This is a genomic window from Lewinella sp. IMCC34183 (genome assembly GCF_003390915.1).
GTDB lineage: Bacteria > Bacteroidota > Bacteroidia > Chitinophagales > Saprospiraceae > Neolewinella.
The window spans coordinates 65236-82273 of the sequence record NZ_QMEM01000009.1 but is presented as its reverse complement, the minus strand read 5'-3'; the positions used below and the strand labels follow the sequence as shown (position 1 = coordinate 82273).

General features: G+C 63.1%; 12 protein-coding genes. 5 read left to right on the top strand and 7 right to left on the bottom strand.

Features of this window, described 5'->3' with window-relative positions; translation table 11 throughout:
• Nucleotides 1–54 precede the first annotated feature (54 nt).
• A complete protein-coding gene (locus DQG19_RS17550) occupies nt 55–3492 on the top strand; it encodes a M36 family metallopeptidase (RefSeq protein ID WP_116127602.1) in 3438 nt (1145 codons plus the stop codon).
• Here DQG19_RS17550 and DQG19_RS17545 read toward each other — a convergent pair whose 3' ends face one another.
• Nucleotides 3493–6015 (bottom strand): BamA/TamA family outer membrane protein, encoded by a 2523-nt coding sequence (locus tag DQG19_RS17545; RefSeq protein WP_116127601.1) that lies wholly within the window; start codon nt 6013–6015, stop codon nt 3493–3495. It abuts the gene before it with no gap.
• Between DQG19_RS17545 and DQG19_RS17540 the strand changes: the two genes are divergently transcribed.
• Nucleotides 5984–6727, top strand: coding sequence for a TrmH family RNA methyltransferase (locus tag DQG19_RS17540; protein ID WP_116127600.1), 744 nt, complete (start codon nt 5984–5986; stop codon nt 6725–6727). The genes DQG19_RS17545 and DQG19_RS17540 overlap by 32 nt on opposite strands.
• 66 nt (nt 6728–6793) lie before the next feature.
• On the opposite strand, the gene DQG19_RS17535 is transcribed toward DQG19_RS17540, so the two are convergent.
• From DQG19_RS17535 to DQG19_RS17520, 4 genes are all read right to left on the bottom strand, one after another.
• Nucleotides 6794–7939, bottom strand: a complete 1146-nt coding sequence (locus DQG19_RS17535; protein ID WP_198661796.1) for an alpha/beta hydrolase — start codon at nt 7937–7939, stop codon at nt 6794–6796.
• A 104-nt stretch (nt 7940–8043) separates the two neighbouring features.
• On the bottom strand, nt 8044–9471 hold the full coding sequence (locus DQG19_RS17530) for a sugar transferase (RefSeq protein WP_116127598.1): 1428 nt from the start codon (nt 9469–9471) through the stop codon (nt 8044–8046).
• On the bottom strand, nt 9468–10325 hold the full coding sequence (locus DQG19_RS17525) for a hypothetical protein (RefSeq protein WP_116127597.1): 858 nt from the start codon (nt 10323–10325) through the stop codon (nt 9468–9470). Before DQG19_RS17525 ends, DQG19_RS17530 begins: the two co-directional genes overlap by 4 nt.
• Before the next feature lie 4 nt (nt 10326–10329).
• Entirely contained in the window at nt 10330–11334 is a 1005-nt protein-coding gene (locus DQG19_RS17520) for a Gfo/Idh/MocA family protein (RefSeq protein WP_116127596.1), read from the bottom strand.
• A 683-nt stretch (nt 11335–12017) separates the two neighbouring features.
• Between DQG19_RS17520 and DQG19_RS17515 the strand changes: the two genes are divergently transcribed.
• Nucleotides 12018–12896: a lytic transglycosylase domain-containing protein gene (locus DQG19_RS17515; protein WP_157974577.1), complete on the top strand. Its 879-nt coding sequence runs from the start codon at nt 12018–12020 to the stop codon at nt 12894–12896.
• Between the two features lie 72 nt (nt 12897–12968).
• On the opposite strand, the gene smpB is transcribed toward DQG19_RS17515, so the two are convergent.
• Complete coding sequence (gene smpB / locus DQG19_RS17510; protein WP_116127594.1) at nt 12969–13433, bottom strand: SsrA-binding protein SmpB; 465 nt, start codon at nt 13431–13433, stop codon at nt 12969–12971.
• Between the two features lie 124 nt (nt 13434–13557).
• Nucleotides 13558–15750: a S9 family peptidase gene (locus DQG19_RS17505; protein WP_116127593.1), complete on the bottom strand. Its 2193-nt coding sequence runs from the start codon at nt 15748–15750 to the stop codon at nt 13558–13560.
• A gap of 188 nt (nt 15751–15938) precedes the next feature.
• Between DQG19_RS17505 and DQG19_RS17500 the strand changes: the two genes are divergently transcribed.
• Both DQG19_RS17500 and DQG19_RS17495 read left to right on the top strand, forming a co-directional pair.
• Complete coding sequence (locus tag DQG19_RS17500; RefSeq protein ID WP_116127592.1) at nt 15939–16229, top strand: YiaA/YiaB family inner membrane protein; 291 nt, start codon at nt 15939–15941, stop codon at nt 16227–16229.
• A gap of 72 nt (nt 16230–16301) precedes the next feature.
• Complete coding sequence (locus DQG19_RS17495; RefSeq protein WP_116127591.1) at nt 16302–16988, top strand: hypothetical protein; 687 nt, start codon at nt 16302–16304, stop codon at nt 16986–16988.
• Nucleotides 16989–17038: the final 50 nt, after the last annotated feature.

Genomic DNA, 17038 nt, shown 5'->3' with positions numbered 1-17038 from the left:
ACGCAGTGGGCCGGGACCGTTCCGCAGTGCCTCCGGGGTCGGTATCTTACGGTCATGCCCCGTCTCTCGCTCACCCTTGCCCTGCTCTTTTTCCTGACCGCCCTTCCCGCCCAGGAGGGAAGGTTGCCCGCCCTGGACTTTATCCGCGACCACCCGGACGCCTTCGGCGTTGAAGCGGCCGACGTGCGGCAGCTCCGCGAGACCGACCACTACGCCTCCCCCGATGGAACCGACCACGTATACGTGGCCCAGTTGCTGTACGGCACGCCCGTATTCAACGCCCAGGCGGCCGTCCACCTCCGCGGGGAACGGGTAGTGTACCACACCTCCCGGCTGCAAGCCGACTTGCTGGGGCGCTCCGTAGCCACGGCGCCGGCCATTACGGATCAGCAGGCCTTTCGGGTCGCTTTGGCCGGTGGCCGCGGACGGCTGGAAGCATCCGACCTGACGTACTATCCCACCTCCGAGACCGGCCCCCTGCGCCTCGCCTGGCAGCTCACCTTCGAAGATGCTACCGACGGACTGCATTACCTGAGTTTGATCGACGCCGGGACTTCCGCCGAGCTTCTCCGCGAGACCCTCAGCCTGCAGTGCCACCCGGCTACGGTAGACGGGGCGGCCGGCGCGGGTGCAACGATCTTCGAAACCTCCGCCGCGGCCACGGCACCCGTCTTTACGGACGGCGCGGCCTACTTCGTGTATCCCTTCGGCCTGGAATCCCCGCGCGATGGGCCCCGCACGCTGGTCGTTGACCCGGCCGACCCGGAAGCTTCCCCTTACGGCTGGCACGACACCAACGGAGAGCCGGGCCCGGAATTCACCTATACGCGGGGCAACAATGCCTACGCCTACCGCGACGCGGATACGATACCCAACCAGCCCGATCCGGGTTTCCGGCCCGATGGGGGCCCCGAACTGGACTTCGACTTTCCCTTCACGCCGGAGGCTTCGCCGGACAGCATCGTCCCGGCCTCGATCGTACAGCTGTTCTACAGCACCAACGCCCTCCACGACTGGACCTACCACCATGGATTCACCCCAGCGGCGGGCAATTTTCAGCACAATACCTACGGCGAAGGAGGAAAGGGGGGCGATCCGGTTCTCGCCGAGGCCCAGAATGCCGCCACCCCCAACAACGCGACCTTCTTCGCACCCGCCGACGGCGGATCCGGGCGGATGCAGCTCTCGCTCTGGAGCACCACGAGTTACCTGGTCGAGATCACCGGCCCCGACGACCTGGCCGGTCGCCTGCCCAGCAGCGGGGCGACCTTCGGAGCTATCCTGGATGCGACCGGTGTGACCGCCGAACTGGCTCTCGGCCGCGACGGCAGCGCAAATCCAACCCTGGGCTGCGGGCCCCTCACCGACCCGGCTTCCCTGGCCGGGAAGATCGTCCTGCTGGACCGGGGCAGTTGTACCTTTCAGGAAAAGGCCTACTATGCCGAACAGGCCGGTGCCGTCGGGGTGATCATCTGCAACCCCGAAAATGACCTGATCACCATGGCGGGTAGTGACGATGGTGACTTTCCCGTCACCATACCGGTGGTCATGCTCCGCGAGAGCGACTGCTCCCCCCTGCGTAGCCGGGTCGGCAACGGCGGCACCGTCACGGTGACCCTCGCCGACCGGGGAGACCCGCCCCTGGACGGGGCCTTCGACAACGGCGTGGTAGCCCACGAGTACGCGCACGGCGTCAGCATCCGGCTGGTCGGCGGGCCCGGTGCCAACACTTGCCTGCTCAACGACGAGCAAATGGGCGAGGGATGGTCCGATTTTTTCCTGCTTGCCTCCACGCCTTTGACGGCGGGTGAGCAGCCTACCGGCCGGGAGGCGCGGGGCGTAGGCCTTTACTCCACCTCGGCGGGTGACGGAGAGGGCGGGTTCCGCTCCCAATTTTACTCTACCGACAGCACCATCAACAACCTGACCTACGACCGGATCATCACCGCCGCCATACCGCACGGCGTGGGGGAAATCTGGGCGGCTACGCTCTGGGACGTATACTGGCGGCTGGTAGACGTCTACGGTTTCGATAAAGACCTTATCCACGGTACGGGCGGCAATAACGCCGCGGTACGCCTGGTCATCGAGGGCATGAAGTATACCCCGTGTGATCCCGGTTTCCTCGACGCCCGCGACGCGCTCCTGATCGCCGACCAACTGACCAACGACGGCGCCAATCAGTGCCTGCTCTGGGACGTCTTCCGCCGGCGGGGCCTGGGAGCATCCGCTACGCAGGGAGAACAGGACCTCAGCAACGATAACCGGGAGGCGTTCGACCTGTCGCCCACCTGCATCCCCACGGTCAAGGTGAGCAAGGAGGTGGATAACCTGTATACCGACGCCGGTGATACCGTCACCTTCACCATTCGCCTGCGCAACGATACCGATTCCACGGCTACCGGGCTCGTCGTTACCGATGAGCTGCCCCTGGGCCTCGATCTGCTGCCCGCTACCGTGCGGGGCGGTGCGGAGGTATCCATCACGGCGGACCGCATCGTATTCGACCTGCCGAACCTCGAAGCGGGCGAATCGGCTACGGTGCGGTACTCCGCCCGTACCGATCCGGCCCGGTATCCGGAGAACCTGTTCTTTTCGGGCGCCGAGGCCGATGACCCCACGCAATGGGACGTACGTGCCCTGGAGGGAAACCGGACCTGGGAACGTGTCGACTCAAATGCGTTTTCGGGTTCTGCTGCCTGGTTTGTCCCTAAGGTAGCGACCGACCAGGACCAGGTACTGCAAACGCGTGAGCCGATCGAGCTGACCGGCCCCGCGCCCGCCCTGCGGTTCTTTACCCGGTACGAAACGGAACCCGGCTTCGACGCGGGACTGCTCGAGGTGAGTACCGACGGAGAAACCTGGGAAGGGGTGGCCGATCGCTTCCTGCGGTTCGGCTACCGGGGCCCGATCGATTCACGGGGCAAGCCGACCCTGCGGGGCCGCGCGACCTTCTGGGGAAACAGCGACGGCTACCGGGAGGCGATCGTTGACCTGAGCACTTACCGGGGGCAGTCGGTCTACCTCCGCTTCCGCTTCGTCTCCGACGCGGAGGGGGAAGGGGAAGGTTGGTACGTGGACAATATCGAGCTCCTTCCTGTGCTGACGGCCTACGACGGGCTGGTTCGTCTCGCGTCCACCAGCGGCAGCCGCGACAGCAGCAGCGTGGCCGGCCCCGGCGTAGTGATCAACGCCTCGGCCGGAGGAACCGTAGCGGTAGCGGCGGCGCTACCGGCGAACCACAGCGTACGCGTATTTCCGAACCCGGCCTCGACGCAGCTGAACGTAGCGCTCTCCACCGACGGACCGGAAGCGCTGCGGATCGACCTGTTCGCCGCGGATGGCCGGCGCGTGACCGGCTGGGAGCGGGCGGTCACCGGCGGTACCCGCCGGCTTACGCTGCCCCTGGACGGGCTGCCGGGGGGGGCCTACGCGCTGCGGATTGCCGAAAGCGGTCGCCTGACCACGGTAACGGTAGTGGTGGAAAACTGATCAGAAGGGGTAGCCCAGTCCCAGCTGGAACGTAATCTCGCTGAAGCCGAAAGACTGAAAGTTTCGCCAGTAGGCGCTTTCGGGGTAGCTGATGGGCTCCCGGGGGGAAATGGGGTCGCCGTTGCCCTGCTGCGGATAATTGTACCGGAGGGGGATGGCCGCGTCCAGTCGGAAAATGAAGTAGCTCAGGTCGATCCGGATGCCGGTGCCGCCCGCAACGGCCAGCTGCCGGTAGAAGGGCTGGTGGTAGAAGGGGTCGGCCCCCTCCCGCTGACGCAGTTCCCCCTTGAACAGGAACTGGGAACCGGGCCGGTCGGGGTCATCCTCGATGGTCCACACGTTACCGATGTCGGTGAAGAGGGCTCCACGCACGAAGGAAAACAGGTTGAACCGGTACTCCAGGTTGAGCTCCAGTTGCAGGTCACCGGTCTGGTACAGGCGCAGGTTGTTGTTGAAGGTGCCGCTGGTCAGGTCGATGCTCAGGCTGTCGACATAGCCGCCCGGGCCGAGTCCCCGCGGGGCCCAGGCACGCATGGAATTGGCTCCGCCGGCGAAGAATTGCTTGACGTAGGGCACTTCCTGGTTGACTTCCATGGGCCGGGCCACGCCCATCAGCAGGCGGGTGGCAAAGCTGCGCAGGGGGCTGAATTGCTTGTAGTACCGCGTATCGGCTACCGCCAGGGCGTACTGCGCGAAATCGTTGCCGGGGTCGAGGCCGCTGACGGCCTGCCGCGCCAGCCAGACCTCCCCACCGGTGAGCTCGAACTGGCCGTTGAGGGTCACCGACCGCCCTAGGCGGTCGGGGCGCCCCACCCGGGTGTATTCCAGGTTGCGGAACAGGGCACTGAAGAAGTACTGGTCGCTGATGCTGCGCCGCAGTCGCTGGTTGTTTTCCAGGATGCGCTCGAACTGGGGCTCGATGCCGAAATTGAGGATGTCCAGCGCCGCGTGGTTGATCCGGTAGGTGGTCGTGGACGACTGCCGGAAGTCGTAGCCGAGGCGGGCATTGGCCGTAGTGTAGGCGTAGAAGGTCCGGATCAGCAGGTACTCATAGGCCAGGCTGTACCGGGTACTTGCCCGCTCCCGCAGCTGCCGGTAGAAGTTATCGGACAGCAGGCCGGTACGGTTGGCCAGCGCGTAAAATCCGAAATCGCGGAAGCGCGGCAGGTTGAGGGTGGCCTCCGCCGCCAGGTCGATCGTGTTGAAGAAGCGGCTGGACGCGTCGGCCCCGGGATTCACCTCCACGCCCGCCCGCAGGGCCACCGACAGCAGCTCGGCCCCGCCGAAGACGTTGCGGTTGCGGAAATTGGGGCTCACGCTTACGCCGATCAGGTTGTTGCTGTAGGCGGAAGCGGTGGTATTGTCGTTGTCGAGCAGCTGACTGCGGTTGGTATAGTTAAGATCGAGGTCGACCCCGATGGACATCCGCTTATCCGGCGACAGCTGTATCTCGTAATTCAGTACGGTCGAATCGTTGGGATCCACCAACTGATTGATCCGGACGAAGCGGTATATGCCCAGTCCGCCAAGCGAGAGATTTGTCTTTTCGTAGGCTTCGCGGCTGTAGAGGCTGTCGGTGTCGAGAAAGATATTTTCCGCCAGCAGCTCCGGGCGCATCCGGAAATCGGCGGTGGGCGAGAGGAAGCGGATGCCGGAGACCGTCGTATCCGCCAGGTATTCCTCGCCGGCGGCTTCGCGGGCGGGCGAGTAGTCCGTCAACACCGTAACGGAGCCGATCCGGTACTTCCGGTAGGCGTCTTCCTGCTGGGGGGGCAGGATGGAGAGGTAAATGTTGGCGAAGCCGGGGCGATGCGTCGTATCGATCTCCAGCTTGTCAAAGTAGTTGTTGGAGAAGTAAGCGTATCCGGCATTACGCAGGTAGCGGCTGATGCGGGCCTTTTCCTCGTCGAAGGCGTTGAGGTCGAGGGGCGCACCCGGCTGCAGGGGGCTGTCGGTCACCAGTACCTGCAGCAGGCTGTCGATCTCGGCCTCCGGACTGCTGTACGCCACGCTATCGATGTAGTAGCGGATTCCCGGATCCACGTGGTAGATCAGTTTCACCTTCTTCTCCCGCCGGCGGTCGGGCTCGTGGTAGGCCGTGGCGTTGAAGTAACCGCGGTACCGCAGGAAGTCTTCCATCAGCGCGCTCGAGCGCCGCGACAGGCTGTCGCTGTAAATGGTGGGCGGCTGGCCGATAGTATTGCGCAGGAAGCGATCGATACGCGTGGTATCGCGGGGCTTGCTATTGGCCAGGAAGAAGTGCTCACGGGGAAAGAGGAAGAGGAAGTTCCCGTTCGGGGTTTGCTGCGTGAGTAAGGATAACTCGTAGGCGACTTCGGTCCGGTTGTCCAGCTTATTCCCCTTGCCCAGCTCCACCCGCTGGGCGGTGAGGAGCTCCTGGTCCTCAGAGAGGTATTTCGTAACATTGCAGGACGTCAGCAAGACGGCCACCGCCAGGACCGGACCTACGCGGCGCAGACCCCCTCCCAGCATGCCCATCAGCTCCGGTACCATTAAGTTCATAAGCAGCCTACGTCAGAAAAAGGTCAGGCAAAATTACCACAAATTCACGGCCGAGGGCACCCGGATCGTCGGAGAGCTGCTGCGGCAGTCCCGCTACCGCGTCGATCACCTGTACGCCCTGGAAAGCTGGGAACATAACGTGGGACCGGATTTCGATGTTCCGCTTACCCGGGTCACGCCCCGGGAACTGGGCCGCATCAGTCAGCTCACCACCCCCAACCAGGTCTTGGCCGTCGTCGATCTACCCGAAGTGGCGCCCCCGGTGCAGGACACTGGCTGGTCGCTTTACCTGGACGGCGTACAGTCACCCAGTAACCTCGGCGCGCTGCTGCGGATCGCCGACTGGTTCGGGTTTTCCCGCATCACGGGCGGACCGGGGACCGCCGACCTCTACAATGCCAAAAGCATTCAGGCCAGTATGGGTTCCTTCCTCCGCGTGGAGTACCGGGTCGGTACCTTGGCCGACGTGGTCGCCGCCGCCCCCGACCTGCCGGTCTTCGGGGCCGATCTGGAGGGACAGAGTATCTACGCCCTCGACCCGCCCCCGGCAGGTATCCTGGTGATCGGAGCCGAGGGGCCCGGCATCCGGCCCGAAACCCGCCCCCACGTCGGCCGGTGGCTGACCATCCCCCGCGCACCCGGTCGCGACGCCGAGAGCCTCAACGCCGCCGTGGCCGCGGGTATCCTGTGCAGCAGCCTCCGTCGGGGGTAAACCACCCGCGCCCGGAGGAATGGATTCCCCCGGGCGCGGTACGGTAAACGGTTAGAGATCCGGTCGCTACTTCTTCTTGAACGCTGCCTTAAGCCGGTCGACGGCGAAGGCCTGTGCGTCTACGGCCTGCTCCAGTACGGCGGCCATTCCGAAGAATTCGTGGGTGACGCCGTCGTACACGCGGCGCTCCACGTCGATACCCGCCTGTTCGAATTTCTTGGCGAGCTCACCGCCCTCGGACTCCAGCGGGTCGATCTGGGCGTTGATGATGGTGACCGGGGGCAGTCCACTCAGGTCGGCGGAGGTAAGGCTGATCCACGGGGTGCTCTCGGTTTTCCAGTTGGGGTAGTAATAGTCGAAGAACCACGCCATGAAGGGCTTGCTCAGCGGCAGGGCCTTGGCGTACTTGGTGTAGCTGTCCGACTCGGTGTCGCCGTCGGCGATGGGGTATACGGAGAGGATGTGCACGGGCAGTTTCACGTTACGCTCCCGGGCCATCAGGCTGACGGCCACGGCCAGGTTGCCGCCGGCACTCTCGCCCGCCGTGGCGATGCGGTTGGGGTCACCCCCCAGGCTGTCGGTATTCTCCACGATCCACTGGTACGCCGCGAAAGCATCCTCGTGGGCGGTCGGGAAGACGTGCTCGGGGGCCTGCCGGTAGGCTACCGATACGACGATCGCACCGGCCTTTTCCGCCAGGGCCATCGCGCCGGCCTCGTAGGTTTCCAGGTCCGCGATCACCCAGCCGCCACCGTGGTAGTATACAATGACCGGAAGGGTTCCCTGCACGTTGAGGGGGTTGTAGATCCGTACCAGCGTGCCGTCGTCGGAGCCGACGGGCAACAGCCGGTGGGATATGTCCACTTTGGGCGTGGCACTGGGCAGTCCCGTCTTTTTCAGGATATCGGCAACGGCTTCGGCGGGCAGCTTCGCGTTGCGCACCTGGAAGGCGGTGAGCTCGGTAAAGGGGGGCGCCTCGTACGACATGAGTTGCTCGATCACGGCCTGCATCTGCGGGTCGATATCGGGGGCCCACTCCGGAGCGTCGCCGGTAGGGCGGATATCGAGCGGCTTTTTGGTGGAGATTTTCGGGCCGCTTTGCATCAGTTCCTTCTTTCCGTTATTCTGTGCATCGAGCACGGGCACGAAACAGAAGAGAAACGCCAGGAAAAGGGCGGCGGAGCGCAGGTGCGGGGCAAAAGCGGTTCGCATATGAGGTTGGTTGCAATACATAGTGTATAGGTACATAAAAGGTTACCTTGTCACATGTTGCTACATATCTTAAATGTTCGAAAAATTAGCGTGACCCCGGGGGCTCATTTACCCTTGCCCTGCACGAGGACCATGAGGGTATAGATCATGATCTTGAAGTCGAGACTCAGAGACCGGTTCTCTATATAGAGGATGTCGAACTTGAGGCGCTGGATCATTTCGTCCACGTTGCTGGCGTAGCCGTACTTCACCTGCCCCCAGCTCGTGATACCCGGCCGAACGCGCAGCAGGTGGCGGTAATGGGGTTCGCGGGCGCTGATGAGGTCGATGTAGTACTGCCGCTCCGGGCGCGGACCGACCAGCGACATCTCACCTACCAGCACGTTCCAGAACTGCGGCAGCTCGTCGAGCCGCCACTTGCGCATCGTGGCTCCCCAGGGGGTGCAGCGCTCGTCCTCGTCGCGGCTCAGTTGCGGGCCGCTCCGCTCGGCGTCGGCGTGCATGGAGCGAAATTTGATGATCCGGAAGGGGACGCCGTTTTGTCCGATACGCTCCTGTGTGTAGAACACGGGGCCGGGCGACGACAGGCGTACCCGCAGGGCTACGTAGGCGTACAGGGGGGACAACACCACCAGCAGCAGGAGGGAGCAGCAAATATCGAGGAGGCGCTTCACGATGCGCTGCCAGCGCGGCATCAGGTTTTGGCGGATCTCGATGAGTACCGCGCCGAAGACGTGGTTCATCTTTACGGTTCCGAGCATGATGTCGTACATGTCGGGGATGACCTTCACCAGCAGTTGCCGCTCGTACTGGGCCAGGACGCCGAGCAGTTCGCCCAGCCGGTCGTGCTGGCTGGTGTCGATGGCGATGATCACCTCCTCGACGTTGCGCGTCTGGATGAGTTCGTCGAGCTCCCCCAGGCCCCCCAGCAGGGGAAGGTACTCCTGCAACACCGGCGCGCGGCGGCCCCGCCCGTCCACGAACCCGATGAACCGGTAACCCAGCCCCTTGGGCTGGCCGACGATGTCCTGGTAGAGGCCGACCGCCTGTTCGCCACCCCCGATGATCAGCGTGTTGAAGGCGACCTCACCGGCCTTCAGCCGTCGGCTGGCCCGCGTGAGCAGGTACATACGCACGAAGGCCGTCAGCAGGAAGTGGCAGGTCAGGTAAACGAGGAGCCCCGGTTCCCGGGCATCAAAGCTCAGGGAAGACGACTCGAGGGGGAGCAGGAAAAAGAGCAGCAGCGCCCCGCCCACCGACAGGCCCAGGGTTTGTACCAGCGTAGTGACGCGGCTGAGGCGATAAATATCGCGGTACTGGTCGAAGAGAGCGTACAGCAATAGCCAGGCCACGGCTACGAGCGGGCCCAGCGCCGCGGGGCCGGTCACCTCGCCGGCGTGACGCCAAGCGAAGATGGCCCACGCCGCCCACGCCGCCAGGAAATCGGCTACCACATAGCCGTACCGGTGCCGGAGACGGCGGCCGGCCGTATCCGGCTGCAGGGCGGTGGTTCGTTCCAGGGGCGGAGTCATCGGGACGGGAAATACAGTAGTTTGAGGTTATCAAGGTACACGGTACCCCGGGCAAGCTCCGGAGGCAGCACCGTGGACAGGGCCACCCGCAACTCCGCCAGGCCCGACGACCCCACTACGGGACTCAGGTTTACGTACAACTTGGTCCACGTATCGCGGGGCAAAAATCCCGGGTCGAATACCCGCACCGGGAGCCCGCCCTGCGTACCCACCACGCCGAAGAGGCCCAGGCCATCGCCGCGGTAGTCGACCTCCAGCCATACGTTGACCGGGGTTTCGCTGAGGCCAGCGTAGCTGCGTTGGGTAGCTACCTCCACGAGCGTACTGGTGTCCGACAGAATCACCGCACCCGCGGCCGCGCCGGACCGTACCACGTCGGTCTGTACCGTGATGCCGCCCGCTCCCGCCAGTACCTCGGTGAAGACGCGGGGGGTGGTCGCTTCGAAGTCCTCCACGAAGCCGAAAACGGTTTCGGGGCGGTAGGTGACGGGCAATTCCCCCAACTCCTGCGTTACGCCGCTCTGCAGGTCGACGGACCGCTCGAAGGGCGTATAGAAGGGGTAAATGTCGGGGGTGACGCTACGCCCGTCCTGCCGGATGCCCGCCTCGAGCCGCAGGTTAACCGGCCCTACCCGGTACAGCGGGATGCGCGCCGGTAGGGGAAACACGCCGATGAATTCGCCGTCCGCGAAGGCCCAGACCTCCCGCACGTCCATGGTGGCGGCTCCCCGACCGGGCCCCGCTTCCAGCTGAAATCCGTCCACCGTCACGAAAGCAGGCTCCACTTCCAGGTCGGCGGGGCAGGCGGTCAGCAACAGGACCGGCAACAGCAGGAGGAGGTAACGGTAGAGCATGGCGTCAGGCGAGCGGGTGGGGGAGGCGCGACTGGTTCTCCGCCACCGCATCCGAAATGCGCTGGGCCAGGGCCAGGGCGCGGTAGCCGTCTTCGATGCTCACGGCGGGCTCCTGACCGTTGGTGATGCTGTGCGCGAGGCTTTCCAGCTCCATCTGGATGGCATTCACGGGGCCGCTGGCGGGATTGTCCACGTGAATGATACGGGGGCCGCGCGGCGTGTCGAGCGGAAACTGCTGCCCTCCGGCGGGTACGTCGGTGGCGTCCGCGCCGAAGAGGCGCACGACCTGGCTTTCCTTTTCCAGGAGGTCGAGGCTGATGTAGGCATCGCGTTGGAAGAGCCGCACCTTGCGCATGTTTTTGAGGCTAACGCGCGAGGCTGTGAGGTTGGCTACCGCTCCGTTACAGAATTCCACGCGGGCATTGACGATGTCGGGGGTCTCGCTGAGCACCGCCACGCCGCTGGCCCGAACCTCGGCTACTTCGTCGTTGGCCAGCTTGAGTACGATATCCAGGTCGTGGATCATGAGGTCGAGCACCACGCTTACGTCGGTGCCCCGCGGGTTGAAGAGCGCCAGGCGGTGGGCCTCGATGAAGTAAGGTTGCACGGGTACGTCGCCCAGGGCAAGCAGGGCGGGATTAAAGCGCTCCACGTGGCCCACCTGTACGAGCTTGCCGACTTCCCGGCTCAGGGCGATCAGGTCTTCGGCCTGCTGCAGGGTAGAGGTGAGCGGTTTCTCCACGAAGACGTGGCATCCTCCCTGCAGGGCCGCGCGCACCACTTCGTGGTGCGTAGAGGTCGGCGTGACCACGTCGACGACCTCGGCGGCGGCGATCAGGTCCTCCCTGCGCGCGAACGCATGCACGCCCGCTTCGGCGGCTACGCGGGACGCCAGGGCGGCATCGGCGTCATATATACCGACGAGTTCGTAGGCCGCGGCGGCCTGGCGGATGCACTTGAGGTGGATCTTGCCGAGGTGGCCGACGCCGATCAATCCGATTTTGAGCATGGGGGTATGGCTTGATTCGCAAAGCTACGCCCCGCCGTCGAAAGAGGTTTTTGGCCTTAACAAGTGTTAAAACGGACTGGTTACGAAAACTTTAACACTTTTTCGCACGGCAAAATCCACCCCTTCCATCCGAGTGCAGCGGGGGAATATAATTCGGTAAGGCAACCAGAGGTGGGCAGAAGTAGGGTAGGGAGGCCGGATTACGGGCCTTCCGTCGGATTGTTGTTTCGTCGCCCAAATCCAAAAGACGAACCCCCAACGTAAGTAGTCTGTTAAAAAGACAAACTGACGGCTTCCGCCCTTGATTGGCGTGGGTCGACACCACTAGCTTTGCAAGTACAGCAATCGGGTTTTCACCCACTGTAAGGTATTTGCCGGGGCAGATTAGGATCCCAGCAACGCCTTCCCGCCTGATGGCGGGGGCGTATTTTTTCACGAGACACTAACAAATGAGCAATTTGCACAAGGTGCTGTGCCAGTTAATGCTATTGCAACTGGTACTCCTCCCCTTCCAAGCTGACGCTTTTGCGTCCCCTGCCACCCCTGTTAACGAGAATACGCGCTCTAAAATCGTATCCCGCGTACAACTTCTGAATCTGCCGCTAAATGTAGCAACTGCAGATGATTTTACCAAGCGAAAAATCGCCGATTATTTAGAATTAGGCCATCGGAGCACCGAACGTATGCTCGGCCGGGCTAATCAGTACTTTCCGATCTTCGATTACTACCTGCGCAAGCACCACATGCCGGCCAGCCTGAAGTACCTGGCCGTGGCCGAGTCGATGCTGGTACCCGGTGCCGTCTCCTCCGCTAGTGCGGCCGGACTCTGGCAGCTGATGCCCGCTACCGCCCGTGAAATGGGCCTGCGGGTCGACTCCATCGTCGACGAGCGTCTTGACCTGTACCGCAGTACCGAGGCCGCCGTGCTGATGCTTAAGCGTCTACACGGGCAGTTCGACGACTGGCACCTGGCGCTGGCCGCCTACAACTGTGGCGACGGCCGGGTTCGTCAGGCTATCCGCGCCGCCAACTCCCGCAAATACGAAAAGGTAGCTCGCTTCCTTCCCTCGGAAACCCAGCGGTACGTGGCCAATTACGTTGCCGCGGCCTACGCCGTGAACTACTACGGTGACCACGGACTGGTACCACACGAGACGGAGGTCATCGACTACGTGTTCGTTCATCGCTATATGTCCCTGAACAAGATCGCCCGCGAGTGTGACCTGCGGCTTTCTACCCTGCGGCGACTCAATCCCAACTTCGTACAGGGCTACATTCCCTCGCGGGGTGTAGGCTACCGCCTGCGGGTGCCCTCCCACAAGAAGCAAGCCGTACAGCGCTTCCTCTGGGGCCGGGAAAACCTGGTCGAGCTTCCGCGCGACGAGAACCTGGAGGCGGCTTACGCCACGGCTACGATCATGGGGTACGATCCCATCCGTATCCTGCTGGGGGTGAACGCCGAATCCCTGGTCTACCAGCAACCGGTCTGGAGTTTCGTTGCGCTGCGCGAAAGCCTGCTCATCACCTTCTTCGACCGGTACCGCGCGGTGGCTAGTCTTTAGGTGGGTTGCGGGTTACGGGTTACGGGTTACGGGTTGCGGGTTACCCGTAACCCGTAACCTCTTCCCCACAACCTACAGATACTGCTTCCGGACCCGGTCCATCTGACGCTTGTTCTCGCGCTGGCGGATGGTATCGCGCTTGTCGTACACTTTCTTGCCCTGTACCAGCACCACTTCCACCTTCGCCAGACCCCGCTCGTTGATGTAGACGCGGTACGGAATGATGGTGAGGCCCTTTTCCTTGACCTTCTTTTCCCACTTGCGGATCTCCTGCCGTTTCATCAGCAGCTTGCGGGGGCGGCGCTCCTCGTGGTTGAACTGGTTACCTTCCTTGTATTCTCCGATGTAGAGGGAGCGCAGGTACATCTCCCCGCGCTCAAACACGCAGTAGCCGTCGCGGAGGTTCACGTGACCGGCGCGGATGCTCTTGATCTCGGTGCCGGCCAGTTTGATACCGGCCTCGACACTTTCCAAGAACTCGTACTCGAACCGCGCCTTGCGGTTGACGAACTCTTTTTCCTTGTTCTTCTTGGCCATAGGGTAATATAAAAAAGAAAGGCTACGCCGGGTCATGACGGTAGCCTTTCTGGATAAGTAAAACTTTTACTGCCCCTTGCTAACCCGGCGGCGAAGGCCGTAGTTCGGTGGCGGCGGGCAGAAATTACTTGGTAGGAGCATCCGGCCCGATGCTGTTCAGCAGGAAATTGGTCATCTTGGTGTAGAGGTGCAGCCGGGTGGGACCGCCATAGATGCCGTGATTTCGGTTCGGGTAGAAGTAGGTTTCAAACTGCTTGTTGTTCATGATCAGGGCGTTGGCCATCTCCGCGGTGTGCTGGAAGTGGACGTTGTCGTCGCCCATCCCGTGTACCAGCAGGAGGTCGCCCTTCAGGCGGTCGGCGTAGTTGATCGGACTGTTCTTCTCGTACCCCTCCTTGTTTTCGGCGTAGGTCCGCATGTACCGCTCGGTGTAGATCGAGTCGTACCACTTCCAGTTGGTCACCGGCGCTACGGCGATGGCCGCGGCGAATACGTCGTTGCCTTGCAGGATGCCGTGCAGCGCCATGAATCCACCGTAGCTCCAGCCGAAGATGCCGATCTTGTCCTTATTGATGTAGGGCAGAGAACCCAGGTAGCGGGCGGCGCTGATCTGGTCCTCGGTCTCCTGTTTGCCCAGCGTGAGGTAGGTCTGCTTCTTCATCTCCTGCCCGCGGGCACCGGTGCCGCGGTTGTCCACTACGGCCACCACGAACCCCTTCTGGGCCAGCAGCTGGAACCAGGCCATGTTTTGTCCGCGCCAGTTGTCGAGCACCTGCTGACTGCCGGGGCCGCCGTAGACGTGCATCAGCAGCGGATGCTGAACGGTGGAGTCCATGTTTGCCGGCTTGATCATGTAGCCGTTCAGCTCGGTGCCCTCCTCCGTGGTGAAGGTAAAGAAATCAACGGGCTGGTAGCCGTAGGCCCGGATCTTCTGGCGCAGGGCATCGTTGCTGATTATTTCGCGGACCTCGCTGCCCCGGCTGTCCATCACCCGCACCGTTGGCGGCTCGTTGATGGTGGAGTGGGTAAGGACGAAGTAGTCGTAGGTGCCGGAGAATTGTGCATCGTTGTAGCCGCGTTCGTCCGCTATGGGGCCGGGCAGGTCGCGCCCCTTCAGACTCTTGGTGTACACCTCCCGCTGCATCGGGTCGCGCCCGGCCGCCTGGAAGTAGATGCGCCCGTCGTGCACCCCGTAAAACTCCGTGACGTCGAACTTCGCGGAGGTCAGCTGCTGCGGCTTGCCGCCGTCCATATTGTAGTAGTAGATCTGGTTGAAGCCGTCCTGCTCGCTGGTCCAGATGAAGCCGTCTTCCAGGAAGGTCAGGTTGTCGGTCACGTCCACGTAGTACTTGTTCTTCTCTTCGAGCAGCGTACGCTGCTCGCCGCTGCCGAGGTCGAAGAGCAGCAATTCCAGGTCGTTCTGGTGGCGGTTCATGCGCTGGGCGGTCAGCTCGTCGGGGTCGAGGGTCCACTGTACGCGGGGCAGGTAGTGCCAGTCGCCGCTGTTGGCCCCGTTGACGGTCAGGAGATCGGTAGTCGAGGCGGTCTCGGGGGCGTAGACGTGCAGGCTGACCGTGCTGTTTTCCTCCCCGACCTTGGGGTACTTGAAGGTTTCGTACTCGGGGTACATGTCGCCCCGGAAGTTGGTGTAGGTAAACTCGGGAACCGCCCGCTCGTCAAACTTGAGGTAGGCCAGCCGGCTGCCGTCGGCGTTCCAGTACAGCGCCTTGCTGAAGCCGAATTCTTCCTCGTAGACCCAGTCGCTGGCACCGTTGATGATGGTGTTGGTCTCGCCGTCCTCGGTCACCTGCGTAAGGTCGCCGCTGCTCAGGTCGCGGATGTAGATGTTGTTGTCGACCACGAAGGCGACCCGTTCTCCGGCGGGGTCCAGGGTGGCCAGGCGGATCTTGGCATCGGGGTACACGGGGGTGAGGGTGCCGGCGGACCGGTCGTATACGTAGAAGAAGGATTCCGAGCTGCGGCGAAACAGCTGATCCGTCGCGCTGCTGATGAGGATACGGTCCTCGTCGTCGCTGAGCGTATAATTATCGATGCTGCCATTGAAGCCCCCCTCCGTGGGTAGCGCGCTGCCCTCGACGAGGGTGTCGGTGGCGTTGCCCGTGGTGATGTCGTAAGTGACTACCGCATTGCCCTCCAGGCGGGCGTAGGAGCGACCGTCCTGCAGAAAGTTGAAGCCGGCTACGCCCGCGGGATTAAAGGTGTAGGTAGCCCAAATATCCTCGAGGGTGATGGGGCGCTGTTGCTGGGCCAGCAGGGGGGTAGCGAGCAGCAACAGGAGGGGGAGCAGGAAACGCATGCAGTTGTTTTTGGTAAAGGGGCAAAGAGGGAAAACGGCACGTAACGCGTGTAGGTTTTTCGCGGCGGGGCGCGGGTGCGACGATTTCCGTCGGGCTGGAACCCGTTTCGGTCGATAAACGGAAGGGGTCGCCCGGTCAGCTACCCACCTTTCCCCGATCATCCAATCCGGAACCTAACGCAACCGACATGTCGCATACCCTCATCGACCATTCCAACAGCAGGGCCTTCCACAGTATGGCCTGGATCGCCTTCGTGCTGGCCTGCGGGGGCACGCTGGCGGGCATCATTCTCCTCGCCGCCCCGCCGGCCACCAAGGGATTCCTGGCCATGGGCTTCGTCTTTACCGTCAGCGCCTGCTTTACGCTGGCCAAGGTGGTCCGCGACCGCCACGAATCCGAACGCCTCTACAATAAGGTGGAGCGCGCCAAGACCGAGCGCTTCCTGAGCGAGACGGAGAATCCGGCGGGAGACTACTGACTGCGGTCTCCTACTTTTCCGCTTTAACAAGCCCTTAGAACTATCCGGCGGGGGTACATTCGTTCGGAGGATATGAATGTTGCTCGCTTCCTGGCGCTGTGCGCCCTCCTTGTTACGCTTTCCGTGGCCGCCAGCGGTCAGTCCACCGCCTGGTCCACCTTTCTAATAGGATCGGTGATGGAGAACAATGGGGAGGAGCAGGCCTTCGGCACCGACCGGGTGCAGTTCTACCAACCGAATTCCGCAATCGCGGCGGAGGTGAATTACCGGCGGTACGGCTTTGGCAAGTGGTCGTTCGAAACCGGCGTCCGCCTGTCGTCCCGCAATTTTAAGACCATCCGGTTCGGGGCGCCCACCCCATCGGCGTCCGGGGGCGTCGAGCGTCGGGGGCGGATACAGGGCGGGTACCTGACGTCCCTGGCCGTGCCGGTGCGGGTGTTCTATGGAACCCACCGCGCCCACCGTACCGACGCCAACCGCTCCAGCGGATTCTACGCCGGGGGGATGCTGCGGATCAATGCCAACTACGGCCGGGGCGACCTCAGCGGATTGCAGTACGCGATCTACCGCGCGGTACATCCCCGGCTCAGTCCCTCGCTCCTCGCCGGGGCCCGGACACGCGGACGGCTACTGAACCTGCAGCTCGAGGTCGAATTGCCGCTGATGGCCGGCCAGCATACGGTGGCCGTCGACAATACCGACTACCGCTTTCGGTTCCGGGAATTCCGCTTTTCGGTCGGGGTGGGCCACACCTTTTAGAACCCTCCAACATCGATCACCGCCGCCGGCCGTACGGCTTCGGCACCCCG

What these genes read in the sequence shown, in the direction of transcription:
- DQG19_RS17500 (WP_116127592.1), top strand. Translation starts at nt 15,939, where the DNA reads ATGTCGCATACCCTCATCGACCATTCCAACAGCAGGGCCTTCCACAGT.
- DQG19_RS17515 (WP_157974577.1), top strand. Translation starts at nt 12,018, where the DNA reads ATGCTCGGCCGGGCTAATCAGTACTTTCCGATCTTCGATTACTACCTG.
- DQG19_RS17520 (WP_116127596.1), bottom strand. Translation starts at nt 11,334, where the DNA reads ATGCTCAAAATCGGATTGATCGGCGTCGGCCACCTCGGCAAGATCCAC.
- smpB (WP_116127594.1), bottom strand. Translation starts at nt 13,433, where the DNA reads ATGGCCAAGAAGAACAAGGAAAAAGAGTTCGTCAACCGCAAGGCGCGG.
- DQG19_RS17505 (WP_116127593.1), bottom strand. Translation starts at nt 15,750, where the DNA reads ATGCGTTTCCTGCTCCCCCTCCTGTTGCTGCTCGCTACCCCCCTGCTG.
- DQG19_RS17550 (WP_116127602.1), top strand. Translation starts at nt 55, where the DNA reads ATGCCCCGTCTCTCGCTCACCCTTGCCCTGCTCTTTTTCCTGACCGCC.
- DQG19_RS17495 (WP_116127591.1), top strand. Translation starts at nt 16,302, where the DNA reads ATGAATGTTGCTCGCTTCCTGGCGCTGTGCGCCCTCCTTGTTACGCTT.
- DQG19_RS17540 (WP_116127600.1), top strand. Translation starts at nt 5,984, where the DNA reads ATGCCCATCAGCTCCGGTACCATTAAGTTCATAAGCAGCCTACGTCAG.
- DQG19_RS17525 (WP_116127597.1), bottom strand. Translation starts at nt 10,325, where the DNA reads ATGCTCTACCGTTACCTCCTCCTGCTGTTGCCGGTCCTGTTGCTGACC.
- DQG19_RS17545 (WP_116127601.1), bottom strand. Translation starts at nt 6,015, where the DNA reads ATGAACTTAATGGTACCGGAGCTGATGGGCATGCTGGGAGGGGGTCTG.
- DQG19_RS17530 (WP_116127598.1), bottom strand. Translation starts at nt 9,471, where the DNA reads ATGACTCCGCCCCTGGAACGAACCACCGCCCTGCAGCCGGATACGGCC.
- DQG19_RS17535 (WP_198661796.1), bottom strand. Translation starts at nt 7,939, where the DNA reads ATGCGAACCGCTTTTGCCCCGCACCTGCGCTCCGCCGCCCTTTTCCTG.